23 protein-coding genes are annotated in these 23,324 nt (G+C 64.0%); 18 read left to right on the top strand and 5 right to left on the bottom strand.

Annotated features, from left to right (window positions below; translation table 11 throughout):
• Positions 1-93 precede the first annotated feature (93 nt).
• From UNPA324_RS18705 to UNPA324_RS18675, 7 genes are all read left to right on the top strand, one after another.
• A complete protein-coding gene (locus tag UNPA324_RS18705) occupies positions 94-1,353 on the top strand; it encodes an ABC transporter substrate-binding protein (protein WP_141935317.1) in 1,260 nt (419 codons plus the stop codon).
• 90 nt (positions 1,354-1,443) lie between these two features.
• The gene (locus tag UNPA324_RS18700; RefSeq protein ID WP_141935316.1) at positions 1,444-2,346 is read left to right on the top strand and encodes a branched-chain amino acid ABC transporter permease; all 903 of its coding nucleotides are present in this window, start codon (positions 1,444-1,446) and stop codon (positions 2,344-2,346) included.
• Complete coding sequence (locus UNPA324_RS18695) at positions 2,343-3,362, top strand: branched-chain amino acid ABC transporter permease (protein WP_128922663.1); 1,020 nt, start codon at positions 2,343-2,345, stop codon at positions 3,360-3,362. Before UNPA324_RS18700 ends, UNPA324_RS18695 begins: the two co-directional genes overlap by 4 nt.
• Before the next feature lie 2 nt (positions 3,363-3,364).
• The gene (locus tag UNPA324_RS18690; protein ID WP_128922662.1) at positions 3,365-4,120 is read left to right on the top strand and encodes an ABC transporter ATP-binding protein; all 756 of its coding nucleotides are present in this window, start codon (positions 3,365-3,367) and stop codon (positions 4,118-4,120) included.
• Positions 4,117-4,830 carry an ABC transporter ATP-binding protein gene (locus UNPA324_RS18685; protein ID WP_141935315.1) on the top strand — a complete coding sequence of 238 codons (714 nt, stop codon included), beginning with the start codon at positions 4,117-4,119 and terminating at the stop codon, positions 4,828-4,830. The genes UNPA324_RS18690 and UNPA324_RS18685 overlap by 4 nt, the downstream gene beginning before the upstream one ends.
• A gap of 163 nt (positions 4,831-4,993) precedes the next feature.
• Entirely contained in the window at positions 4,994-5,212 is a 219-nt protein-coding gene (locus UNPA324_RS18680; protein WP_122404048.1) for a hypothetical protein, read from the top strand.
• A gap of 130 nt (positions 5,213-5,342) precedes the next feature.
• A complete protein-coding gene (locus tag UNPA324_RS18675; RefSeq protein WP_141935314.1) occupies positions 5,343-6,401 on the top strand; it encodes a YeiH family protein in 1,059 nt (352 codons plus the stop codon).
• A 139-nt stretch (positions 6,402-6,540) separates the two neighbouring features.
• On the opposite strand, the gene UNPA324_RS18670 is transcribed toward UNPA324_RS18675, so the two are convergent.
• From UNPA324_RS18670 to UNPA324_RS18650, 5 genes are all read right to left on the bottom strand, one after another.
• Complete coding sequence (locus tag UNPA324_RS18670) at positions 6,541-7,413, bottom strand: ABC transporter ATP-binding protein (protein WP_128922659.1); 873 nt, start codon at positions 7,411-7,413, stop codon at positions 6,541-6,543.
• Positions 7,410-8,321 (bottom strand): ABC transporter permease, encoded by a 912-nt coding sequence (locus UNPA324_RS18665; RefSeq protein WP_128922658.1) that lies wholly within the window; start codon positions 8,319-8,321, stop codon positions 7,410-7,412. Before UNPA324_RS18665 ends, UNPA324_RS18670 begins: the two co-directional genes overlap by 4 nt.
• Entirely contained in the window at positions 8,318-9,739 is a 1,422-nt protein-coding gene (locus UNPA324_RS18660; RefSeq protein ID WP_181769439.1) for an ABC transporter substrate-binding protein, read from the bottom strand. The genes UNPA324_RS18665 and UNPA324_RS18660 overlap by 4 nt, the downstream gene beginning before the upstream one ends.
• 181 nt (positions 9,740-9,920) lie before the next feature.
• Entirely contained in the window at positions 9,921-10,694 is a 774-nt protein-coding gene (locus UNPA324_RS18655; RefSeq protein ID WP_141935312.1) for a Crp/Fnr family transcriptional regulator, read from the bottom strand.
• Positions 10,695-10,900: 206 nt separating this feature from the next.
• A complete protein-coding gene (locus UNPA324_RS18650; RefSeq protein ID WP_141935311.1) occupies positions 10,901-11,206 on the bottom strand; it encodes a gamma-butyrobetaine hydroxylase-like domain-containing protein in 306 nt (101 codons plus the stop codon).
• Between the two features lie 194 nt (positions 11,207-11,400).
• Between UNPA324_RS18650 and UNPA324_RS18645 the strand changes: the two genes are divergently transcribed.
• The 11 genes from UNPA324_RS18645 to UNPA324_RS18595 all read left to right on the top strand — a co-directional run bounded on the left by UNPA324_RS18645 (position 11,401) and on the right by UNPA324_RS18595 (position 23,323).
• Positions 11,401-12,174, top strand: coding sequence for a ferredoxin--NADP reductase (locus tag UNPA324_RS18645; RefSeq protein ID WP_141935310.1), 774 nt, complete (start codon positions 11,401-11,403; stop codon positions 12,172-12,174).
• A gap of 102 nt (positions 12,175-12,276) precedes the next feature.
• Positions 12,277-14,019: a fumarate reductase/succinate dehydrogenase flavoprotein subunit gene (locus UNPA324_RS18640; protein ID WP_181769438.1), complete on the top strand. Its 1,743-nt coding sequence runs from the start codon at positions 12,277-12,279 to the stop codon at positions 14,017-14,019.
• 31 nt (positions 14,020-14,050) lie between these two features.
• Positions 14,051-14,284 carry a 4Fe-4S dicluster domain-containing protein gene (locus UNPA324_RS18635; protein ID WP_007593252.1) on the top strand — a complete coding sequence of 78 codons (234 nt, stop codon included), beginning with the start codon at positions 14,051-14,053 and terminating at the stop codon, positions 14,282-14,284.
• 2 nt (positions 14,285-14,286) lie between these two features.
• The gene (locus UNPA324_RS18630; protein ID WP_164936653.1) at positions 14,287-15,264 is read left to right on the top strand and encodes a HEAT repeat domain-containing protein; all 978 of its coding nucleotides are present in this window, start codon (positions 14,287-14,289) and stop codon (positions 15,262-15,264) included.
• A 114-nt stretch (positions 15,265-15,378) separates the two neighbouring features.
• Positions 15,379-16,551, top strand: coding sequence for a fumarylacetoacetate hydrolase family protein (locus tag UNPA324_RS18625; RefSeq protein ID WP_141935308.1), 1,173 nt, complete (start codon positions 15,379-15,381; stop codon positions 16,549-16,551).
• Between the two features lie 484 nt (positions 16,552-17,035).
• Positions 17,036-18,001, top strand: coding sequence for a galactofuranose ABC transporter, galactofuranose-binding protein YtfQ (ytfQ, locus tag UNPA324_RS18620; protein ID WP_128922650.1), 966 nt, complete (start codon positions 17,036-17,038; stop codon positions 17,999-18,001).
• Between the two features lie 115 nt (positions 18,002-18,116).
• Positions 18,117-19,661, top strand: a complete 1,545-nt coding sequence (locus UNPA324_RS18615; RefSeq protein WP_164936652.1) for a sugar ABC transporter ATP-binding protein — start codon at positions 18,117-18,119, stop codon at positions 19,659-19,661.
• The gene (locus tag UNPA324_RS18610) at positions 19,658-20,650 is read left to right on the top strand and encodes an ABC transporter permease (protein ID WP_141935307.1); all 993 of its coding nucleotides are present in this window, start codon (positions 19,658-19,660) and stop codon (positions 20,648-20,650) included. Before UNPA324_RS18615 ends, UNPA324_RS18610 begins: the two co-directional genes overlap by 4 nt.
• Positions 20,647-21,627: a galactofuranose ABC transporter, permease protein YjfF gene (gene yjfF, locus UNPA324_RS18605; RefSeq protein ID WP_141935306.1), complete on the top strand. Its 981-nt coding sequence runs from the start codon at positions 20,647-20,649 to the stop codon at positions 21,625-21,627. Before UNPA324_RS18610 ends, yjfF begins: the two co-directional genes overlap by 4 nt.
• Positions 21,624-22,400, top strand: a complete 777-nt coding sequence (locus tag UNPA324_RS18600) for a FadR/GntR family transcriptional regulator (protein ID WP_128922646.1) — start codon at positions 21,624-21,626, stop codon at positions 22,398-22,400. The genes yjfF and UNPA324_RS18600 overlap by 4 nt, the downstream gene beginning before the upstream one ends.
• Positions 22,397-23,323: a Gfo/Idh/MocA family protein gene (locus UNPA324_RS18595; protein WP_141935305.1), complete on the top strand. Its 927-nt coding sequence runs from the start codon at positions 22,397-22,399 to the stop codon at positions 23,321-23,323. Before UNPA324_RS18600 ends, UNPA324_RS18595 begins: the two co-directional genes overlap by 4 nt.
• Position 23,324: the final 1 nt, after the last annotated feature.

Genomic DNA, 23,324 nt, shown 5'->3' with positions numbered 1-23,324 from the left:
GTCACCCCCCACCCTCTGAAATCCTTGAGAACACGGAGACGCGACGATCTCCGACAGGGACAGGAAACGCCGACCCGCAAGAGGGAGGGGAAAATGAAGAGAACCCGCACGCCGGGCATCAGCCGCCGTTCAACACTGGCGCTGATGGGCGCCGGCGCGATGACTTTTGCCGCGCCATGGGTGGCGCGCGCCCAAGCCAAGACCATCAAGATCGGAATGCCGACCATCCTGTCGGGCCGCGTGGCGCAGCTCGGCACGTCCTCGCGCAATGCGGTGATGCTCGAGGTGGAGAAGGTCAACGCCGCCGGCGGCCTCGCCGGGCGTCAGATCGAGATGGTGATCCGCGACTCCAAGGGCCAGCCGCAGGAAGCGGCGCGCGTCGCGCGCGAGCTCGTCAACACCGACGGCTGCGAGCTGCTGCTCGACGGCGAGGCGTCGTCCGGATCGTTCGCGGTGCACGAGGTCGCGCGCGATCTCGGCGTGCTCTGCATCCACACCTGCTCGGAAGCATCGTCGCTCACGGCCGATCCGAAGCAGCACATCCCCAACGCGTTCCGCTGCGTGCGTCAGGGCATCCACGATTCCATCGTCGGCGGCAGCTACGCCGCCGGAATCGCCAAGGCCAAGGGCTTGAAGAAATGGGCGACCTGCTCGCCCGATTACGCCTATGGCCGCGACACCACGGGCGAGTTCACGCTGTACCTGAAGCGCTTTGCGCCCGACGTAGAAATCATCAGCGAGTCCTGGCCAAAGCTGTTCCAGCCCGACTACACCGAGGTGGTGACGAAGATCCTGCAGGCCAAGCCGCAGGCGCTCTACTCCTGCCTGTGGGGTGGCGATCTCACCTCCTACATCGACCAGGCCAACATCTACGCGATGTTCAATCAGATGGAGGTGTTCGCGGTCAACATGGCCGACTACACCGCGCTCACGGTGGTGAAGAACCTGCCGAAGGGTATCCACTCCGGCAATCGCTACATCAAGACGTTCCCGACCACACCGGAGAACGCCGCCTGGGGTGATGCCTACAAGGCCAAGTACAATGAATATCCGACCAATTGGTCGTGGCAGAACGCGACCGCGGTGATGTTCCTGGCCGAAGCCGCCAAGAAGGCGAACTCGGCCGACGGCAAGAAGATCGCGGAGGTGCTGAAGGGCCTCACCATCAAGTGCCCGTTCGGCGCCGACGGCACCGTGACGATGCGCGGCGACGACCACACCTTGGTCGGCTACGCCATCGGCTGGGGCACCACGATCCCGCAGGAGCCCTATGTGCCCGAGGTCAAGGCCGGCAACTGGAAGACCATCTTCGAGCTCGAGGCCGAGTGGAAGAAGAGCAAGGGCTACACCTGATGTGATGCGCGGCGGAGGCGGGCGACCGCCTCCGCCGTTTTCGTTTGGTCCTCCGCGCCGTCTCGGGCTCGCGACAATGAAAGTGCTTCCGTGGATCTCGATGCCCTTGCCGGCTGCCTTTCCAGCTCCCCCTGCCTGGTGACGCAGACCACCAGCGGCCTCATCATCGGCATGCTGCTGTTCCTGGTCGCGGTCGGACTGACCCTGATCTTCGGTGTACTGAAGGTGGTCAATTTCAGCCACGGCGCCTTCTACATGTTCGGCGCCTATTTTGCGATGACCGCCTATCAGCTCACCGGCAGTTTTGCACTTGCGATGCTGGTCGGGGCGGCAGGCACGGCAATACTCGGATTGATCTTCGAGCGCGTCTTCATGAGCCGCGTCTATGGCGCGGACGTCTTGATGCAGCTGCTCGTCTGCTATGCCTTCGTGCTGATCTTTGACGACGTCGTGCGCATCATCTGGGGACCTGAATTCAGGTCGATGGGCATGCCCTCCGCGTTCCAGGTGATGCCGCTTTTCATCGCCGGCGGCGTGGTGCCACCTTATTATCTGCTGCTGATTGGCGTGGCGCTCGTCGCGGCGATCGTGCTCGGCATCGGGCTCTCGCGCAGCCGCATCGGCAAGGTGATCCGCGCCGCCGCGCATAATCCCGGCATGGTCTCCGCGCTCGGCATCAACACCGGCCTGATCTATGGCGGCGTGTTCGCGCTCGGCGGCATGCTGGCGGGCCTTGCCGGCGCACTGGCCGCGCCGGTGCGCTCGCTGACGCCGGGGATGGGATTCTCGGTGCTGATCGAATCCTTCATCGTCACCGTGATCGGCGGCATGGGCTCGATCCTGGGCGCGCTGATCGGCGCGCTGCTGCTCGGCTTGATCCGCTCGTTCGGTTCGCTTGGCTTTCCCCTGTTCACGGAAGGCCTGATGTATCTGTTCATGGTGATCGTCTTGGTCTCAAAACCCACCGGCCTGTTTGGCAGGGAGGCGGCATGACCGATCTGGAGGCCGGGCGCACCGAGAGGCTGCTGCCGGTGCGCGGCGGCGTCGCGCTGCAACGCTATCGCGACGTTCTGATTGCGCTGGTCGCCTTCGTCGTGCTGGCGAGCCTTCCGTTGTTCACCGGCAGCAAGGCGCTGCTCGATTTCGTCATCCGATGCTCGGCTTACGGCCTGTTCGCGACTTCGCTCAATCTGCTGGTCGGCTATACCGGCCTGACCTCGTTCGGCCATGGCATGTTCTTCGGCCTTGGCGCCTACGGCTTCGGCCTGATCATGCAGAAGCTCGCCGTGCCCATTCCGGTCGCTTTCATCGCGACGCTCACAATCACGGCGGTGGTCGCCGCCGTGATTGGCGCGATCTGCGTGCGGCTGAAGGAAATCTATTTCGCCTTCGTCACGCTCGCCTTCCAGATGCTGATCCACTCGACCATCCTGTCCTGGGCCTCCTTCACGGGCGGCGACCAGGGCCTGCGCGGCGGTATTCCCAGGCCTGCGTTTCTCGGCATCGACCTTTCCAACCACGTCCATCTCTATGTCACGAGCTGCGCGCTTCTGGTCCTCGGTCTGCTGGCGATGCGTCAGATCGCGCAATCGCCGTTTGGATACACCTTGCGCATGATCCGCGACAATGCCGCGCGCGCGAGCTTCCTCGGCATCGACGTTTGGCGCGCAAAACTCACCGTCTTCGTGCTGGCGGCGCTGTTCGCGGCGATGGGCGGCATGGTGATGGCGCTGTTCGTTTCGGGCGCTTATCCGGAATTCGCCTACTGGACCATCTCGGGCGAGGGCATCTTCATCAACATGCTCGGGGGCGTCTCGACCTTTCTGGGGCCGATGGTCGGAACGGTGCTATTTCTGCTGCTCAACGACACCGTGACACGGTTCACCGAGTATCACGGCATCGTGCTCGGCGTGGTCATCCTGTTCTTCGCGCTGGGTCTGCGCAAAGGTCTGCTCGATTTCGTCGCCGAGTGGGCGGCGCGGCGGCGCGAGACAGGCGAGGGGCGCTAGCGATGCTCGAGATCCGCAACCTCGCAAAGTCCTTTGGCGGCGTGAAGGCGACCAATGACGTCACGCTCGACTTCCCTGATGGCTCACTCACCGCGGTGATCGGCCCGAACGGCGCGGGCAAGAGCACGTTCTTCAACCTGATCACTGGTGCGCTCAAACCGGACACCGGACAGGTCCTGCTCGACGGCGTCGATCTCGCCGGCCGCTCGCCGCCGGAGATTGTCCGCCACGGCATCGGCCGCGCCTTCCAGGTTGCCAGCATCTTCAAATCGTTGACGGTGCAGGAGACCATGCTGGCTGCCGTGAGCGCGGATCAGCACTCGTCCTCGGTGCTGCATAAGCGGTTTCCACTACCGGAGGCGCGCGACCGCGCCGAGCATGTGATGGAGCTGCTAGGCTTGGCAAGCAAGCGTCAGCGTACGGCGGCAACGCTGTCGCATGGCGACCAGAAGCTGCTGGACATCGCGCTGGCGCTAGTGCTCGAGCCAAAGGTGCTGTTGCTGGACGAGCCGACGGCCGGCATGGGTCCGGAAGAGCGCTGGCGCATGATCGACAAGGTGCGTGAGCTCTGGGAGACCCAGAGGATCACGGTCGTCTTCATCGAGCACGACATGGACATCGTGTTCAAGATCGCCCCAAAAATTGTCGTGCTCTGCTACGGCCGCATCCTCGCGACCGGAACGCCCGACGAGATCCGCAACAACAGCGCCGTGATCGACGCCTATCTCGGCACCGAGCATGCGGGAGCCGCCGCATGAGTTCTGTCGTCATCGAAGTCGCCGATCTCGACGTCTATTACGGCACCAGCCAGATCCTGTTCGGCGTCAGCCTGTCGGTGCGGCAGGGCGAGACTATGGCGCTGCTCGGCCGCAATGGCGCCGGCAAATCGACGACTATGAAGGCGATCATGGGCCTCGCGCCGCCGCGGCGGGGCAAAGTGAGCCTGCGCGGTACGGTGATCTCCGGCCAGAAGCCGCATCATATCGCCCGCGCAGGCCTCGGCTTCGTGCCGGAGGACCGCCAGATCTTTCCGGAGCACAGTGTCGAGGACAATCTCGTCATCGGTCGCAAGAAGGGACCGGAGGGCCAGGACGAATGGCCGATCAGGCGCATCTACGACGTCTTCCCGCTGCTGGAGCCGCTGCGCCATCGCATCGCCGGGCGCCTCTCCGGCGGTGAGCAGCAGATGCTGGCAATCGCGCGCACGTTGATGGGCAACCCGGCGCTGCTGCTGCTGGATGAGCCGAGCGAGGGGCTGGCGCCGATCATCGTGCAGCGGATTGGCGAGCTGTTGCGCCAGCTGCGAAGCATCGGATCGACCGTGCTGATCGCCGAGCAGAACATGCATTTCTGCCTCGGCCTTGCGAGCCACGCCACGATCATCGACAAGGGGCAGATCGTCTATGCCGCCGGAATCGACGAGCTGAAGGCCAACGATGCCATCCGGCGGCGTTATCTGGCCCTGTAGGCCGGGCCCCGGTGTCCAAGTAGGCTGGAAGAAGAAAACTATTGTCCCGAGCTCGGCTGACGGAAGGAGATTTCCCTCCATGGGGCAAAAACGCCAATCGCTTCCATTGCCGTTTGGGCGGGAAACGACGACATTCCCATCACGATTTGATGGATTGACGGTCATGGAACGCACCGGATTTGAGCCCTTCGGCGAGCAGCTGGTGTCCGCAACGGACGCGCAGCCGAAATCGCGCGCCTCGAAGCTCCTGCTGCGGGCCGGCACCGCTCTGTTCTGGTCGCTTGTCGCCGGCATTGTGCTGGCGCGTGCAGCCTTCTTCGAGCCGGGTATTTATGACGGCTTCAGCCGGGTCGCCTCGCTCGCCAAGAATCTGATCTTCTAAGGCCGCCTGATCTTCTGACCCCCGAATATTCCGGACTGAGGACAGAACTTCCCTCGGCCCTGATATGCCGAAAACTTATTCCCCATCGCGCTGGCGCTGCGTATAAATATTTCTCCTCTGGGAGAGATTTGTGTCGCAGAATCAAGCATCCAGCCCGGCCGATACCAAGCCAGCCTCCGCCACGAGCCGGATTGCGGCACTGATTCCGGGCATCCTCCTCTGCATTGCGGTCGCCGGTGTTTCGGCCCTGCTCGAACGCGCGGAACTGGGGGTTTTCGAGCATCCCTATGTCGAGGCGCTGGTGATGGCGATCCTGCTCGGCATGGCGCTGCGCAGCTTCTGGAAGCCCGCGCCGCGCTGGCAGGCCGGCATCGCCTTCAGCGCCAAACAGCTCCTTGAAGTGGCGGTGATGCTGCTCGGCGCCTCGATCAGCTTCGCGGCCATCGCCGCCTCCGGCATCGCGCTGCTGGCTTCGATCGCCGCGGTCGTCGTGGTCGCGCTCTGCGTCTCCTTCGGCCTCAGCCGGCTCCTCGGCCTGTCGACGCGACTGTCGATCCTGATCGCCTGCGGCAACTCGATCTGCGGCAATTCCGCGATCGCCGCGGTGGCGCCGATCATCGGCGCCACCAACGACGAGATCGCATCCTCGATCTCCTTCACGGCGATCCTCGGCGTGATGATGGTGCTGGGCCTGCCGCTGCTGATTCCGCTGCTGCAATTGTCGGCCACGCAATACGGCATCCTCGCAGGTCTCACGGTTTATGCGGTCCCGCAAGTGCTCGCGGCGACGGTGCCGGCGGGGCTCGTCTCGACGCAGATCGGCACGCTCGTGAAGCTGATGCGCGTCCTGATGCTCGGACCGGTGGTCGTTGGCCTGTCGCTGGTCGCCTCGCGCTGGCAGAGCGACGCCAAGAAGACCAATGTCGGCTTCTTCCGCCTAGTCCCCTGGTTCATCCTCGGCTTCCTCGCGCTCGCGACCCTGCGCTCCCTCGAGATCGTGCCGAGTACGGTGGTGGCGCCGATAACGAAGATCACCAGCTTTCTCACGGTGGTGTCGATGGCTGCACTGGGATTGGGCGTCGACGTCCGCGTACTTGCCAATGTCGGAGGCAGGGTGACCGCCGCCGTGACGCTGTCGCTGATGCTGCTGCTGGGGATCAGCATCGCGCTGGTGCATTGGTTCAAGTGAGGGACGCGAGACTGCCGTAGGGTGGGCAAAGGCGCGAACGCGCCGTGCCCACCAGTTCTACATGAGACGAAGAATGGTGGGCATGCTTTCGCTTTGCCCACCCTACGAGACCGTCATCGCCGCGAGCGGATCGGCTAAATCAGATCACGTCCGCCAGCGAGTGCCCGTGCAGCTCGATGCTCAGCCCTTGCATGCCCATGTCGGTGATCTCACCGCCCATTGCCTTCAGGCTTTCCTCGCGGATCAACGACATCAGCCCGCGACGTAGCGCCAAAAACTCCGACGACATCATCATCGATTGCTGGCGCGGCCGCTCCAGCGGGATCGGGATCTCCGCCTTGATCGAGCCGGGGCGCGCGGTCATGCAGTAAACGCGATCGGACAGGAAGATCGCCTCGTCGATATCGTGTGTGACGAATAGCACCGAAATCTTCAGCCGCTGCCACATGTTGGTGAGGATCTGCTGCATGATGACACGGGTCTGCGCGTCGAGCGCACCGAACGGCTCGTCAAGCAGCAGCACTTTCGGGCCGGTGGCGAGCGCCCGGACGATGCCGACACGCTGCTTCATGCCGCCGGAGAGTTTTTCCGGATAATGTTTCTCGAAGGCCTCCAGCCCTGCGAGCCCCAGGAGCGTGCGCGCGGCGCGCTCGCGTTGCGAGCGCGGCATGCCGCGCATCTTCAGGCCGAACTCGACGTTCTCCCGCACCGTCTTCCAGGGGAACAGTGAATATTGCTGGAAGACCATGCCTCGTTCGGCGCTGGGGCCGTTCACGCGTTCGCCGTCGACGGTGACAATGCCGGTGGTGGGTTTAAGGAAGCCGGCGACCGCGTTGAGCAGCGTCGACTTTCCGCAGCCGGAGGGGCCGACGATCGAGACGAACTCACCAGGTTTCACATGGATCTGCGTGTCGGTCACGGCCTGCACCGCTCCCTCGATGGTCTCGTAGGCGAGGGAGAAGTCCCTGACCTCGATATGGCCCTTCGGCGCGTTCACCGAGACCTCGCTCATTTTGCTCTCCACGGCATCACCAATCGTCCCGCGCCCCTGATCAGGACGCTCGATCCGAGTCCGAGCACGCCGATCGCGATCATGCCGAGCGCGATGTCCGCGTATTGGACCAGCGAATAAGCCTCCCAGGTGAAGTAGCCGATGCCGTACTGCCCGGAGATCATCTCAGCGGCGATCAGGGACACCCAGGCAACGCCCATGCCGACGGTGAGGCCGGTGAAGATGTGCGGCAGCGAGGCCGGAAAATACACCTCGCGGAAGATCGAGCGTTCCCGCGCGCCAAGACATTGCGCGGCGCGCACCAGCACGGGGTCGACCAGCGACATGCCGTGCAGCGTGTTGACCAGGATCGGGAAGAACGAGCCGAGGAAGGTGATGAAGACGATGCTCTGCTCGTTGGTCGGCCACAGCATGATCGCCATCGGCACCCAGGCGATCGCCGGAATCGGCCGCAGCACTTCGGCGACCGGGAAAATGATCTCGTGCACCAGCTTGAAGCGTCCCATGATCAGGCCGAGCGGCACGCCCACGATGGCGGCGAGCGAGAAGCCGATGAAGATGCGCCGGCAGCTCAAGAGGATATGCATCAGGAATTTGGGATCGTGGATCGCCTTGGTGAAGCTTGCATAGACTGCAAGCGGTGAGGGTACGTTGGTGAAGCGCACAAAGAACACGACGCGATAGGTCGTGAGCAGGTGCCAGACCAGCAGGAAGGCGAGCAGTGAAATCACGCCGATCGCGGCCGCGCGCAGGCCTGCGCGATTGAGCCGGTACCAGCGCAGTGCGAGTGTGCCGAAAGAGGGGGGCATCGCGGACGGAGTGACGACGGCGGGCGCGGAGTCCGCCTCTGCAAGCGCTGTTGCCGGCATGCTGTCCTCGGAATGTCTGACGAGGGCGGGACTGCTCACGTCTTGCCTCCACCGACGGCCGCCTTCACCGCGTCTTCGAAGCCGAGCACCTTACCGCTGATCTTGGCGGCATAGGCTTCGGCATCCTTCTTCAGCAGGAAGGGGGCGACGTCGCCATTGCCGACCGCGAAGAAGGCTTGGTCGGCGAACAGCTTGATGCCGCGTGTGGTATCGAAGACGTAGGCGACGTCGATCTTCTTGCCCTTGGCCTTGAAGTCGGCATAGGCGCCAAGGGTGCAGGCGGGCGACGAGAAGGGCAGGATGCCAAGGTCATCGACCCAGACCTCACCGGCCTTGCGCGGATCGGCGATCGGCTTCTTGCAGAAGGAATCTTCGCCGGAAATCTCGTAATTCTTGGTGCTCGCAAGCTGTGCGTCGTAGTCGAGCTTCATCTCGGCATAGGCCTTGCGGATGTAGCTGTCGTCGACCCATTTCTTCGGATCGAACTCCTTCATGCGGCCGAGGTTTTGGAGAACCTTGACGTCGGCGTTGGCTGCATCTATCAGCGCCGGCTTCACCGTCGGATCAGTGGTCATGTTGCCGCTCGGCCCCAGGAAGATGTAGACGACTTCCTTGTTGATGCCGGTCCATTCCTGGATTTTTTCGGCAGCCAGCTTTGGATCGTCGCGCAGCCACTGGTTGGCGGCGATCAGCGCCTTGAAATACGCGACGACGACCTCCGGATATTTCTCGGCGAAATCGGTGCGGACCACGATGCCGTGAAAGGTCGGCAGGTTCGTTTCGACGCCGTCAAAGATCTTTCGCGCGAAGCCGCGGAACGGCAGCAGCTCGGCGAAGGGGACGAAGTCGGCGTGTGCGTCGATCTTCTTCTCCTGGAGATTGGTCGAGCCGACCTCCGGGCTCTGGCTGACGAGCTGGAAGAAGTCGGGGGCATAGCCGCGATCCTGCATCGCTTTCAGCACCATGCCGTGCGCGGCGGAGCCGAAAGGCACGCTGACGAGCTTGCCCTTGAGATCGGCGAGGTCGTAATAGGGCGAGTCCTTGTGGACGACGAGGCCGTTGCCCGAGCCGGACAGGCTGTAGGCGGCGATGCCCATCAGGCGGCTCTTGCTCTCCGGGTTACTCTCGAAGGTGAAGCCGTTCACGATCAGCGGATAGTCGCCCATCATGCCGATCTGCAGCTTGTTCGCCATCATCGCATTGGTGACGGGCGGACCTGAGGTGAAGTTCTGCCACTCCAGCTCGAACTTGATGTTGGCGTACTTGCCGTCCTTCGGCAGGTATTTCTCGAGGAGATGCAGCTGCCGGATGACGACGCCCGCGGTCACGGTGTTGGTCGTGGTGTCCTGCGTTCCGATGCCGAGCGTGACGGTTTCCGCCGAGGCCGGCTGCGCGGTTAGAAGCGCCAGCGACGTCACCGACATCGCGATCGAGAGCGTGGGAAGATGGCGGACCATTCTCATCCTCATTCGGTTGGATGTGCTGTGGTTGCCATGATTGGGTGAGGACGGGGGCAGGGCAAATCCGGAATGGCGACTGCAGTCGATTAGTTGCCGGGAAAAGGTGATTGCATACTCCTTGAGCAGTCCTGCACTATAAAGCCGCTTGCCTGTGCACCGGCCTTGGCCGCAAATTCCCCTAGTCAGATGCGTGACCGCGCATCTCCTCCAGCACGTCGGTCCGGCAGACCACGATCTGCGACCGCTTGGTCTGCACGATTCCCTTCTCCTGCATGCGCTTCAGGCTGATCGTGACCCATTGCCTGGTGGCGCCGACCATGTGGGCTATGTCGGCGTGGGTGAAAGCTGCGGCGATCACGGTGCCGTCGGCGTCGCCGACGCCGTAGAGCTCGACGAGATGCAGCAAGAGATGCGCAAGGCGCTGGGTGATCGAGCGCGTTCCCAGCATCTGCGCCAGCGCCGAATAGCATTTGCCCTTGAAGGTGAGGCCTTCGATCAGGCCGATCGCAAGGTTCGGGATTTCGGCGGCAAGGGACCGCAACTCCTTGCCGGGCAGGTGCACCACGCTGCAATTGCTGGAGGCGACGCCGGACCATTGGTGCACCGTGCCTTCGAACACTTCAGGGCCGCCGACGAAATTGCCGACATGCCAATAAGCGAGCGTGATCTCGCGGCCGAGCGGCGAGGTGTAGAACACGCGGACGCGGCCGCTCTCGATCAGCCAGATACCGTCATGCTTGCCGCCCTGGCTGAAGAGCGTCTGGCCACGGTTCAGGACCTTTCGGCGGCCCTGCTTCAGCACCAACTCCCGCTCGCGCGGTGAGAGCTTGTCCATCAACGGTGGTGGACCGCCGATCCATTGCTGGTTCTCGGTGAGCAGCAGCGAGGAGCTGCCCGCAGGCCGGACTGTCGGGGGAGCGGACCCGCGAACCGCATTCGCCGCCTGCAACATCGTCTGCCTCCGGAACGTTCAAACCGTTCTAAAGAGGAGCAATGTCCGTGCCAGATTTACTCCGCTGTCATCGCCCGCGAAGGCGGGCGTTCCAGTATTCCAGAGGCCGGCGTTGGAGCGCTCGCTCTCACCACATCCGCCGCGGCGTACTGGATGCCCCGGTCAAGCCGGGGCATGACGGCGGAGGTCGTGGAACGGCTTGAGGGTCAGCGCCCCGCCAGGCTCAGCAGATACGTCTTCGGGTAAATCCCCCGGTTGTGCCCGTCCGAAAACGAGATGTTCAGGCCATAGCCGAGATCGCCGATCTCGGTGATTGCAATTCCCGGAAAGGTTTCCGGGAAGCGACCGTCGAAGCGGGCGCGGGTGCAGTGGGCGCATTTGCATGAGAGGCGGAGTGTTTCGGCGGGGACGCTCAGCGCCTCGTCCTGCGCGGTGCGGACGAGGAGCGATGCGAGATCGGGGCTGGTTTCGTAGTCAGACACGATCGGCGCCACCAAAGCAGTCATAGTCATGACGAACCTCCGACTTTCATCTATGTCGGCTCAGGCGTGCACGAATAGCAACTAATTGCCGGCGCGGGCGTGACCGCGTGCCTTCTGCTGGATCACCGCCCGCGAAATGTGAAACTAATCGACCGGGAAATTCACTTCCGAATTGCCGGACTCTCCTCTCTTCGTGACCTTGGCGTCATCGACAAGGAGAGACCATGAGTGCATTTCAGAAGGAAACGGTTCTGTCGGTCAGGCACTGGACCGATTCCCTGTTCAGCTTCACCGCGACGCGCGATCCCGGCTTTCGTTTCCAGAACGGCCAGTTCGCCATGATCGGGCTGGAGGTCGAGGGCAAGCCGTTGATGCGGGCCTACAGCATGGCCAGCGCCAACCACGAGGAGGCGCTCGAATTCTTCTCGATCAAGGTGCAAGACGGCCCGCTAACCTCGCGCCTGCAGAAGATCAGGGAGGGCGACATCATCCTGGTCGGCCGCAAGGCGACGGGCACGCTGATCACTGGCAACCTCATTCCGGGAAAGCGCCTGTTGCTGCTCTCGACAGGCACGGGCCTTGCGCCGTTCGCCAGCCTGATCAAGGACCCTGATGTTTACGAGAACTACGAGACCATCGTGCTCGCTCATGGCTGCCGACAGGTCTCCGAGCTCGCTTACGGCGAACACCTCGTCGAAGGCCTGCGCAATCACGAATTCTTCGGACCCCTGATCCGCGACAAGCTCGTCTACTACCCGACCGTGACCCGCGAGCCGTTCCGGAACCGAGGCCGCATCACCGACCTGATCGCGTCCAACCAAATGTTCGACGACATTGGGCTATCCGGCCTCGATATCGAGACCGATCGCATCATGCTGTGCGGCAGTCCCGCGATGCTCGAGGAACTGCACGCGATGTTCTCCGCCCGCGGTTTTGTCGAGGGCAACCACAGCAAGCCCGGCCATTTCGTCATCGAAAAGGCTTTCGTCGAGCGCTGAGGCGCAAATCGCGTCCCGGCGACAACTAATTGCTATCCCCGGGAGGCCCACTGGACAAATCTGATGCAAAGGCGCCGGGGATCGGCGAGCCAGGAGCAAGTGATGTCACTAGATCAGATCGTCGACGGACTTTCGGAAGTTTCCTGCGATGTGCTGGTGATCGGCGGCGGCACGGCCGGCCCGATGGCAGCGCTGAAGGCGAAGCTGAAGAACCCGAAGGCCAACGTCGTCCTGCTCGAAAAGGCCAACGTCAAGCGCTCCGGCGCAATCTCGATGGGCATGGACGGCCTGAACAACGCCGTCATCCCCGGCTACGCGACGCCGGAGCAGTACACCAAGGAAATCACCATCGCCAATGACGGCATCGTCGATCAGAAGGCGGTCTATAAATACGCCCAGAACTGCTACAAAATCATCGAGGAGCTCGACAGCTTCGGCATCCGTTTCCTGAAGAACGAGAACGGAGATTACGCCGTCAAGAAGGTGCATCACATCGGCACCTACGTGCTGCCGATGCCGAACGGCGAGACCGTGAAGAAGGCGCTGTACCGCCAGCTCCGCCGCGCCCGCATCCTGATCTCCAACCGCTACATGGCGACGCGGCTGCTGAAGTCCGCCGATGGTCGTATCGCCGGCGCCGTGAGCGTCAATACCCGCACCGCCGAGATGCTGGTGATCAAGGCCAAGGCCGTGGTCCTCTGTATGGGCGCCGCCGGCCGCCTCGGTCTTCCGACCTCCGGCTACATGTTCGGCACCTATGAGAACGCCGCCAATTCCGGCGACGGCTACGCCATGGCCTATCACGCCGGCGCCGCGCTCGCGAACCTCGAATGCTTCCAGATCAACCCGCTGATCAAGGACTATAACGGCCCGGCCTGCGCTTATGTCGCCGGCCCCTTCGGCGCCTACACGGCGAACAACGAAGGATCGCGCTTCATCGAATGCGACTACTGGTCCGGCCAGATGATGCTGGAGTTCTACAATGAGCTCCTGTCGGGCAAGGGCCCGGTGTTTCTCCAGCTCAAGCATCTGCATCCCGACACCATCTCCGAGATCGAATCCACGCTGCACAAGGTCGAGCGTCCGACGCGCGGCTTGTTCCAGCAGGGGCGCGGCGTCGACTACCGCAGCGAGTCGATCGAGATGCACATCTCCGAGATCGGTTTCTGCTCCGGCCACAGCGCTTCCGGCGTGTTCGTCGACGACAATGCGCGCACCACCGTGCCCGGTCTCTACGCCGCCGGCGACATGGCGAGCGTGCCGCACAATTACATGCTCGGCGCCTTCACCAACGGCTCGGTCGCGGGTATCGACGCCATGGAATTCGCCGCCAATTACGATTTTGCGGAGTTCGACGCTGCCGACGTCGCGATGGAGCGCGACCGCGTGATGGCGCCGACCAAGCGCGAGGACGGCATTCCGCCCAACCAGGTCGAATACAAGACCCGCCGCCTCGTCAACGACTATCTCCAGCCGCCAAAAGTCACGCGCAAATACGAGCTCGGCATGCGCCGCCTCGCCGAGGCGCGGGAGGACATGCAGGAGCGCATGATCGCGCGTAACGCGCACGAATTGCTCCGCGCGCTCGAAGTGCAGTCGATCATGGACTGCGCCGACATGGCCGCGCACGCCTCCCTCTACCGCGAGGAGAGCCGCTGGGGTCTCTATCACTGGCGCACGGATTTTCCGGAGAAGGACAACGAGAACTGGTTCTGCCACACGCTGCTGTCCAAGCAGGACGGCAAGATGAGCAGCGAGAAGCGCGCCGTCGAGCCCTATGTCGTTCCGATCGCGGACGACGAGAAAGACCTCTACGACAAGCAGCGCATCCGCGCCTCCGCCTGATCCACCGCGCAAAAGCAACAGGAGACATCAAATGCCTCTCGCGTCCTATCAGACATCGGTTCCGGTGGTCGTCGACGACGCCAAATGCATCGCGGACAAGGGCTGCACGGTGTGCGTCGACGTCTGCCCGCTCGACGTGCTTCGCATCAGCGACATGACCAACAAGGCCTACATGGCCTATGACGAGTGCTGGTACTGCATGCCTTGCGAGGCCGATTGCCCGACCGGCGCCGTCACCGTCAACATTCCGTATCTGTTGAGGTGAACATGTCGAGCCCGTTCGAGTCCTACGACGACTTGGAGGACGCCGACGAGCGGCTTCAGGCCGCCGATCCCGCCGAGCGCCGCGTTGCCATCATCGCGCTCGGCCATTCCGGCGATCCCGCAGCTGTCGCGCATCTCGCCAACATGGTGGCCGATCCTGACGCAGGCGTGCGCCAGCAGGTCGCGATGGCGCTGGGGGAGTTCGATGGGCCGGAGGCGGCAAGTGCGCTGGTGAAGCTGCTGGTCGATCCCGAGAGGATCGTCGCGGCCGCTGCGGCCGACAGCATGGCCGAGTTCAAGGATCCTGCCTGCGCCGATGTGATCCTGCCGCTGGTCAGGCATACCCATGCTTTCGTCCGCATGGGTGCACTGCGCGCGCTCAAGGAGCTGCGCTGCAAGGACACGCTGAAACCCGCGCTGGAAGCGCTCCAGGATGCAGATGCCGCCGTGCGTGTGCAGGCGATTGGCGTGATCGGCTTCCTCAAGCTGGAGGAATCGATCCCCGCGCTGACCGCGCTGATCAACGATCCCGATGCCCATGTGCGCCGCGCCGCTGTGAGCGCGCTTGCGTTCTCGCAGATGAAGCCCGCGGCCGAAACCATCACGCGGGCGCTGAAGGATTCGGATTGGATGGTGCGCGAGATGGCCGCGGAAACGCTGGGCTTGAACGCCAATGGCGGGATCGCGGCTGATCAACTCGTCGCTTGCCTTGCAGACGAGTTCTGGCAGGTGCGGCTGAAGGCGATCCGCAGCCTCGGGAAGATGAAGATCGAGCGCGCAGTGCGGCCGATTGGCCATTGCGTCAATCATGACCAGGCCAACCTGCGCAAAGAAGCGGCCGCCGCGCTCGGCGAGATCGCCCATCCCGACGGCGAGGCGTTCCTCGCCGTGATCGCCGACGATCCCGATCCCGATGTCCGCAAGAATGCACGTTGGGCGCTGCAGCAGATCGCGGCGCGAAAGGCGCGGGCAGGGGCATAGTCCGCACGGCGCGCAGCCGCTCTGGACTTCCCCCGCCAGACGTTTATTGGTCTTCGCCAATGGGATCGGCGGCTGCAAATGCAGCTGGTCCTTAGAAACAGCGAGGGCTCGGCCATGACGACATTGACAGTGAAAGACCTTCTCCCCGCGGATGGAACGAAGGGGACGCTGGTCGGCCGTGTCTGGCTGCCGCAGGTGAGCGGTCCGGCCGTGGTTGCCGTACGCAGTGATGGCGTGTTCGACGTCACCTCGAGGTTTCCGACTGTCAGCGCGCTCTGCGAGGAAGACAATCCGGCCAAGGCGCTTGGCGCGACCAAGGGCGAGCGCATCGGCGATCTCGACGCCATCGTGGCCAACACCGCCCCCGACGGCCGCGACCCCAACAAGCCCTGGCTGCTTGCGCCGGTCGATCTGCAGACCCTGAAGGCCGCCGGCGTCACCTTCGCCATCTCGATGCTGGAACGTGTGATCGAGGAGCGCGCCAAGGGCAATCCGGCCTCCGCCGAAGCGATCCGCAAAGAAGTGACGCGCCTGATCGGCGACGATCTGTCAAAACTCAAGCCGGGCTCGGATCAGGCCATGCACCTGAAGCAGGTGCTGATCGACCAAAACGCCTGGAGCCAGTATCTCGAAGTCGGCATCGGCCCCGATGCCGAGGTGTTCACCAAGGCCCCGACCATGTCGTCTGTCGGCACCGGCATGGATGCAGGCCTGCATCCGAAGTCGACCTGGAACAATCCCGAGCCGGAGCTGGTGCTGTTCGTGTCGAGCCGCGGCAAGATCGTCGGCGGCGCACTCGGCAACGACGTGAATCTGCGCGACTTCGAGGGCCGCTCGGCGCTGCTGCTGTCGAAGGCCAAGGACAACAATGCGTCCTGTTCGATCGGCCCGCTGCTGCGCCTGTTCGACGACACCTTCACGCTCGACGATGCGCGCAAGCTCGACATCAGCCTGAACGTGACCGGCACGGACGGGTTCGTTCTCGACGGCCATTCCTCGATCAGCAAGATCAGCCGCGATCCGACCGACCTCGTCGCGCAGACCATCGGCAAGATCCATCAATACCCCGACGGCTTCGTGCTGTTCCTCGGCACGATGTTCGCGCCCGTGAAGGATCGCGATGCGCCGGGGCAGGGCTTCACCCACAAGCGCGACGACATCGTCACCATCGCTGCGCCGGAGCTCGGCAAGCTCATCAACCGCATGCGCACCAGCGAAGAGTGCGAGCCCTGGACCTTCGGCATCGGCGCGCTGATGAAGAACCTGGCGCAGCGGAAGCTGATCTAGCTTCGCCTCTCCCCGCGCGTGGGGAGAGGCCGGCAGGCAAAGCGTGGCGGGCGAGGGGCCCCACCACGAGTTGGTCAGGTTGATAGACGCAGAGCTCTATCCACACCGTCATTGCGAGCGCAGCGAAGCAATCCAGGGTCTTTCCGCGGAGGAATTCTGGATTGCTTCGCTACGCTCGCAATGACGGGAGAGAGCTCGCGCGACTGGTTATCACCGTCGCTGCGGATCGAGCGCCTGCACCCCAACGCGTAAATTCCTTTCATCTCCCCGTTGCATCAATGGAACAAAATCGCGCTGAGCGTGTCATAGAACCGCGTGCCATCCTCCGTCGCGCTTTCCACCAAATAGTCAAATAATATGACTAGTCGGAACCCATCTTCCGTGAAATAGTGCCTCCCGCCGCCTCAAAGGGTCGGCCTGCGGGTGCCATGCTACCAATCAGCGCCCGAGATAACACAAGATGACTTCTTGGGAGACACGCCTGATGACCCTCAAAGCCCTTTTTGCGGCCAGCGCCATGGCCGCGTTGCTTCTGCCGCTGCCGGCCAAGGCCGGCCAGCTCACCATCGGCTTCTCGCAGATCGGATCGGAGTCCGGCTGGCGCGCGGCCGAGACTTCGGTGTCCAAGCAGGAGGCCGCCAAGCGGAAGGTCAATCTCAAGATCGCCGACGCGCAGCAGAAGCAGGAAAACCAGATCAAGGCGATCCGCTCCTTCATTGCCCAGAACGTCGATGCGATCTTCCTCGCGCCCGTCGTCTCGACCGGCTGGGACTCGGTGCTAAAGGAGGCCAAGGAAGCCAAGATCCCGGTCGTGTTGCTCGACCGCGACATCGATCCCTCCGGCAAGGAGCTCTATCTCACCGCCGTCACCTCCGACAGCGTGCATGAAGGCGAGGTGGCCGGCGATTGGCTCGCCAAGACCGTCGGCAGCAAGCCCTGCAACATCGTCGAATTGCAAGGCACGGTCGGCGCCAGCGTTGCCACCAACCGCAAGAAGGGGTTTGACACCGCCATCGCCAAGCACGCCAACCTGAAGGTGGTGCGCAGCCAGACCGGCGACTTCACCCGCGCCAAGGGCAAGGAGGTGATGGAGAGCTTCATCAAGGCCGAAGGCGGCGGCAAGAACATCTGTGCGGTCTATGCGCACAACGACGACATGATGGTCGGCGCGATCCAGGCGATGAAGGAGGCCGGCCTCAAGCCCGGCAAAGACATCCTCACCGTTTCGATCGACGCGGTGCCCGACATCTTCAAGGCAATGGTCGCCGGCGAAGCCAACGCCACGGTCGAGCTGACGCCGAACATGGCGGGCCCGGCGCTCGATGCCGTCGCGGCCTTCAAGGACAAGGGCACGGTTCCGCCGAAATGGATCCAGACCGAGTCCAAGCTCTATACCGCCACAGACGATCCGCAGAAGATCTACGACAGCAAGAAGGGCCTCGGTTACTGAGGCGGGCTTGGCCGGACCGCGGCTTGCGGTCCGGCCACCCTCTTCGAAACGGCCGCGCAAACGCATAGGCTGGATGTCCGCATCGCCGGCGGGCACCCCTGGGAGTGACTTTGCCATGCAGAACAGCCTTGATCCTGCTGCCTCCCTGTTGGAGGTGCGCGGGATCAGCAAGAGCTTCGGCGCCGTGCACGCGCTGCAGCAGGTCGATTTCACGCTTCGTGCCGGCGAGATCCATGCGCTGCTCGGCGAGAATGGCGCCGGCAAGTCGACGCTGATCAAGGTCGTCACCGGCGTGTTCCCGCGCGATGCCGGCATCGTCAGGATCAGTGGCGAAGAAATTGCGCCGCGTTCGGCCAAGGCGGCGCTTGGGGCCGGCATCGCCACCGTCTACCAGGAAGTCAATTTGCTGCCGAACCTCTCCGTGGCGCAGAACCTGTTCCTCGACCGCCAGCCGATGCGCTTCGGCATCGTGCGCGAGCGCGAGATGCGGCGTCGCGCCAAGGCGCTGCTTGCGGATTTCGGTCTCGACATCGACGTCGCCGCACCGCTCGGCAACTATTCGGTGGCCGTGCAGCACGTCACCGCGATCGCCCGCGCCGTCGATCTCTCCGCGCGTGTGCTGATCCTGGATGAGCCGACCGCGAGTCTCGATCGTCACGAGGTCGAGATCCTGTTTGGTATCATGCGGCAACTCGCCGGGCGCGGCATCGGCATCGTCTTCGTCAGCCATTTCCTTGATCAGGTCTACGAGATATCCGACCGCATCACCGTCTTGCGCAATGGCCGCCTGGTCGGCGAGCGCGAGACCGCCTCGCTGCCGCGGCTCGAATTGATCCGGATGATGCTCGGCCGCGAGTTGGCCGAGACCACCAGCGAGCGGGCATCAGTAGGCGAGCACACGGTGCGCGATGTCTGTGCGAGCTACGAGGGTTACGGCAAGGCCGGTTATGTCGCGCCGTTCAATCTCGAGCTGCGCCATGGCGAGGTCGTCGGCCTTGCCGGCCTGCTCGGCTCGGGCCGCACCGAGACGGCGCGGCTGGTGTTCGGCGCCGAGCGCGCCGATTGCGGGCAGGCGAGGGTAGAGGGCGCGCCCGTCCGGCTGCAGTCGCCGCGCGACGGCGTCCGCCATGGCTTCGGCTATTGCCCGGAGGAGCGCAAGACCGACGGCATCGTCGCCGAGCTCACCGTGCGCGAGAACATCGTGCTCGCGCTCCAGGCCAAGCGCGGCCTGCATCGTCCGCTGTCGCGCCGCGAGCAGGACGAGATCGCGCGGCGCTACGTCAAGATGCTCGACATCCGCCCGGCCGATCCCGAACGTCCCGTCGGCCTGTTGTCGGGGGGCAATCAGCAGAAAGTGCTGCTGGCGCGCTGGCTCGCGACCTCGCCGCGGCTCCTCGTGCTGGACGAGCCGACCCGCGGCATCGACGTCGGCGCACATGCCGAGATCATCCGCCTGATCCGCGAGCTCTGCGACGACGGCTTGTCGCTGCTCGTGATCTCCTCCGAGCTGGATGAGATCGTGACCTATTCCGACCGCGTCGTGGTGCTGCGCGACCGCGCCCATGTCGAGGAGCTCGCGGGCGAGGCGGTCGACGTCGGCAACATTCTCGCAGTCATTGCCGCCGACGGTGCTGTGACAGCGCACGAGGGGCGGGCATGACAGCGCTATTGCCGCGCCGCGGCCTCGCCCAGATTCTTGCGCTAATCGTGATCCTCGCGGTCGACCGCGTAGTGTCGCCGCAATTTTTCGACCTGCGCCTCCAGGACGGTCGTCTCTTCGGTAGCCTGATCGACGTGCTCAACCGCGGCACGCCGGTGGCGCTGCTGTCGCTTGGCATGGTGCTGGTGATCGCAACGCGCGGCATCGATCTGTCGGTCGGCGCCGTGATGGCGATCTGCGGCGCGATCGCGGCGAGCCTTGCTGACAGTCACGGCCTGCCAGTGGTGCTGGCTGCCGCACTCGGGGCCGGCCTTGTCTGCGGATTGTGGAACGGATTTCTCGTCGCGGTCCTCGGCATGCAGCCGATCGTGGCGACGCTGATCCTGATGGTGGCAGGGCGCGGCATCGCCCAACTCATCACCGAAGGACGCATCGTCACTTTCTCCTCGCCGGATCTGGTCTGGCTCGGCAATGGCTCGGTGCTCGGCCTGCCGGTGCCGGTCGTGATTGCCCTCGGCATGCTCATCCTCACCGGCGCCGTGGTGCGCGGCTCTGCGCTCGGGCTTTTGATCGAAGCGACCGGCGGCAACGCGCGCGCGAGCGAGCTTGCCGGTGTCGGCACCCGTGCGATGATCCTGTCGGTCTACGTCTGGTGCGGCGTCTGTGCCGCGCTCGCCGGCGTGATCGCGGCGGCCGACATCATGGGGGCGGACGCCAACAATGCCGGCCTTTGGCTCGAGCTCGATGCAATCCTCGCCGTAGTGATCGGCGGCACCTCGCTGTTCGGCGGCCGATTCAGCCTCGTGCTCGCCGTGTTCGGCGCGCTGATCATCCAGACCATGAACACCGGCATTTTGCTGTCCGGCTATCCGCCGGAGTTCAACCTGCTGGTCAAGGCGGTGGTGGTGCTTGCGGTGTTGCTGCTGCAGTCGCCGAAGCTGTCTGGCGTTGCCGGTGTGGTGACGCGGCTGCGGAGGACGAAAGCATGAAAGGTCTGTCGCCCGCCCTCATCACGGCGATCGTGCTGGTCGCGGGCTTTGCGGCCTGCGCGGTGCAGTTTCCCAACATCGCTTCCACCCGTGTGGTGGGCAATCTCCTCACCGACAATGCCTTCCTCGGCATCGTCGCGGTCGGCATGACCTTCGTCATCATCTCCGGTGGCATCGATCTCTCGGTCGGCTCGGTGATCGGCTTCACCACCGTCTTCGTTGCGCTCGCGATCGAGCGCTGGGGCGTGCCGCCGCTGGTCGCCTTCGTCGCCATCCTCGTACTCTCGGCAGCCTTTGGCGCGGCGATGGGTGCGGTGATCCATGTCTTCGATTTGCCACCGTTCATCGTGACCCTGGCCGGCATGTTCCTGGCGCGCGGCGCGAGCTTCCTGCTCTCCACCGAATCGGTCCCGATCACGGCACCGATCTATTCTACGGTGTCGGACTTCGCGCTGCGGATGCCAGGTGGCGGGCGGCTGACAGCAATTGCCATCATCATGCTCGTGATCGTGACCGGCGGTGTCCTGCTGCTGCATCTCACCCGGTTTGGCGCCAACGTCTACGCGCTCGGCGGCAGCCGGACGACCGCGAGCCTGATGGGCGTTGCGGTCGGCAAGATGACGGTGAAGATCTACATGCTGTCGAGCCTGCTCGCAGGAATCGCCGGCATCGTCTTCTCTTTCTACACCAGCGCCGGCTATTCGCTCTCTGCCGTCGGTGTCGAACTCGATACCATCGCCGCCGTCGTGATCGGCGGCACGCTGCTCACGGGCGGGCAGGGCTCGGTGATCGGGACCTTCCTCGGCGTCCTGATTCAGGGCCTGATTCAGACCTACATTAATTTCGACGGCACGCTGTCGAGCTGGTGGACAAAGATCGCGACCGGTGTCTTGCTGTTTGCATTCATCGCTTTGCAGCAGGGATTGGTCGCGCTTGCGCGCCGGCCCGCGACGAAGAGGCTGGGAGCCGCGACATGACCTCGCGCATCGTTGTCATCCCGACACGGCGGGCTCACTCCAACCATGCGGAGGTCGCCCGCTCGATCGGCGTCGACATCATCGCCGGACGTTACGCGGAGGGGACGCGCCTGCCGGGCGACGCCGAGATGATCGCGATGTTCGGCGTGTCGCGGCCGGTGCTGCGCGAGAGCGTGAAGACTCTGGTGGCCAAGGGGCTGCTCACCACCAAGGCGCGCGTCGGCACCGTCGTGCGCGAGCGCGGCGCCTGGAACATGTTCGATGCCGACGTGCTGGCCTGGCATCTGGACGCCGGCATCGACAAGCGTTTCCTGAACGACCTCGCCGAGATCCGTCTTGCGGTCGAGCCGCGCGCGGCGATGCTGGCCGCCACACGGCGATCGGACGAGGATCTCGCCGAGCTTCGGCGCAGCATGGAGCGCATGCGGCTCGAAGCGTCGGACTCGGTCGGCTTTGCCGATGCCGACCTCGCGCTTCACGTCGGCGTGGCCCGCGCCTCCGGCAATCTGTTCATGCGCTCGATCGGTCACGTCATCGAGGCGGCTCTGCGCGCCTCGTTCCTGCTAAGCGCCCCCGTGGAATCGGAGGACCGCGACACCGTGCTGCTCTGGCACCAGAAGATCGTCGATGCGATCGCGGCGGGCGATGCCGAGGCCGCTTCGGAGGCGATGGTCTTCGTCATTCACAACGGCATGCATCGCCATGAGGACACGGTCATCGAGACCGCACCGGCCGAGGCGCTGCCATCCCCGGAATCTGGAGAGAGATCGTGACCGAGCTTCGGATCGCCATCGTCGGCTTCGGCAAGATCGCGCGTGATCAGCATGTCGGTGCGATCGCCGCGGTGCCGGGTGCAACGCTGGCGGCGATCGCGAGCCGCAACGCTTCGCTGCCGGGTCTGCCGCACTTCGCCACCATTGAGGAATTGCTGGAGAGGGGGCCGCCGATCGATGCCGTCTCGCTCTGTACGCCGCCGCAGGTGAGGCGGGCGCAGGCCGCCGCGGCGCTCGCCGCCGGCAAGCACGTCATGCTGGAGAAGCCGCCGGGCACCGGCGTGGCCGAGCTCGATCCGCTGATCGCGATGGCGACGGAGGCAAAGCGAACGCTGTTCGCGACCTGGCATTCGCGCCATGCGCCGGCGGTCGAACCCGCGCGACAATGGCTCGCCGATCGACGCATTGCCTCTGTGCATATCAGCTGGAAAGAGGATGTCCGCGTCTGGCATCCCGGTCAGAGCTGGATCTGGGAACCAGGCGGTCTTGGCGTGTTCGACCCCGGCATCAACGCGCTGTCGATCCTGACCAGGATCCTGCCGAAGCCGGTGTTCGTCACCGCGGCCGAGCTGGCCTTTCCCGCAAACTGCCAGGCGCCGATCGCCGCGAACCTGACACTGACCGACATTGACGGCCTGCCTGTGACCGCCGAATTCGACTTTCGCCAGACCGGCCCGCAAAGCTGGGATATCGTCGTCGACACCGACCGCGGTCGGATGACCTTGTCCAGCGGTGGCGCGCGCATGGCAATTGACGGCAAGGTGCTTGCCGAAGCGCCCGATGAGGAATATCGCCGACTCTACCGGCGCTTCGTCGAGCTCGCGGTGACCGGCGCAAGCGACGTCGATCTGGCACCGCTTCGCCTCGTTGCCGACGCCTTCCTGCTCGGCAGGCGTACAATTGTCGAACCGTTCGTGGATTAGA

The sequence above is a fragment of the Bradyrhizobium sp. UNPA324 genome (genome assembly GCF_006658635.1).
In the GTDB taxonomy this organism is placed as follows: domain Bacteria; phylum Pseudomonadota; class Alphaproteobacteria; order Rhizobiales; family Xanthobacteraceae; genus Bradyrhizobium; species Bradyrhizobium nanningense.
Note: the sequence above shows the minus strand (reverse complement) of the source record. Positions and strands in the feature narration are given on the sequence as shown.

What these genes read in the sequence shown, in the direction of transcription:
- UNPA324_RS18705 (WP_141935317.1), top strand. Translation starts at nt 94, where the DNA reads ATGAAGAGAACCCGCACGCCGGGCATCAGCCGCCGTTCAACACTGGCG.
- UNPA324_RS18695 (WP_128922663.1), top strand. Translation starts at nt 2,343, where the DNA reads ATGACCGATCTGGAGGCCGGGCGCACCGAGAGGCTGCTGCCGGTGCGC.
- UNPA324_RS18690 (WP_128922662.1), top strand. Translation starts at nt 3,365, where the DNA reads ATGCTCGAGATCCGCAACCTCGCAAAGTCCTTTGGCGGCGTGAAGGCG.
- UNPA324_RS18685 (WP_141935315.1), top strand. Translation starts at nt 4,117, where the DNA reads ATGAGTTCTGTCGTCATCGAAGTCGCCGATCTCGACGTCTATTACGGC.
- UNPA324_RS18680 (WP_122404048.1), top strand. Translation starts at nt 4,994, where the DNA reads ATGGAACGCACCGGATTTGAGCCCTTCGGCGAGCAGCTGGTGTCCGCA.
- UNPA324_RS18670 (WP_128922659.1), bottom strand. Translation starts at nt 7,413, where the DNA reads ATGAGCGAGGTCTCGGTGAACGCGCCGAAGGGCCATATCGAGGTCAGG.
- UNPA324_RS18660 (WP_181769439.1), bottom strand. Translation starts at nt 9,739, where the DNA reads ATGGTCCGCCATCTTCCCACGCTCTCGATCGCGATGTCGGTGACGTCG.
- UNPA324_RS18655 (WP_141935312.1), bottom strand. Translation starts at nt 10,694, where the DNA reads ATGTTGCAGGCGGCGAATGCGGTTCGCGGGTCCGCTCCCCCGACAGTC.
- UNPA324_RS18650 (WP_141935311.1), bottom strand. Translation starts at nt 11,206, where the DNA reads ATGACTATGACTGCTTTGGTGGCGCCGATCGTGTCTGACTACGAAACC.
- UNPA324_RS18645 (WP_141935310.1), top strand. Translation starts at nt 11,401, where the DNA reads ATGAGTGCATTTCAGAAGGAAACGGTTCTGTCGGTCAGGCACTGGACC.
- UNPA324_RS18640 (WP_181769438.1), top strand. Translation starts at nt 12,277, where the DNA reads ATGTCACTAGATCAGATCGTCGACGGACTTTCGGAAGTTTCCTGCGAT.
- UNPA324_RS18635 (WP_007593252.1), top strand. Translation starts at nt 14,051, where the DNA reads ATGCCTCTCGCGTCCTATCAGACATCGGTTCCGGTGGTCGTCGACGAC.
- UNPA324_RS18630 (WP_164936653.1), top strand. Translation starts at nt 14,287, where the DNA reads ATGTCGAGCCCGTTCGAGTCCTACGACGACTTGGAGGACGCCGACGAG.
- UNPA324_RS18625 (WP_141935308.1), top strand. Translation starts at nt 15,379, where the DNA reads ATGACGACATTGACAGTGAAAGACCTTCTCCCCGCGGATGGAACGAAG.
- ytfQ (WP_128922650.1), top strand. Translation starts at nt 17,036, where the DNA reads ATGACCCTCAAAGCCCTTTTTGCGGCCAGCGCCATGGCCGCGTTGCTT.
- UNPA324_RS18615 (WP_164936652.1), top strand. Translation starts at nt 18,117, where the DNA reads ATGCAGAACAGCCTTGATCCTGCTGCCTCCCTGTTGGAGGTGCGCGGG.
- UNPA324_RS18610 (WP_141935307.1), top strand. Translation starts at nt 19,658, where the DNA reads ATGACAGCGCTATTGCCGCGCCGCGGCCTCGCCCAGATTCTTGCGCTA.
- yjfF (WP_141935306.1), top strand. Translation starts at nt 20,647, where the DNA reads ATGAAAGGTCTGTCGCCCGCCCTCATCACGGCGATCGTGCTGGTCGCG.
- UNPA324_RS18600 (WP_128922646.1), top strand. Translation starts at nt 21,624, where the DNA reads ATGACCTCGCGCATCGTTGTCATCCCGACACGGCGGGCTCACTCCAAC.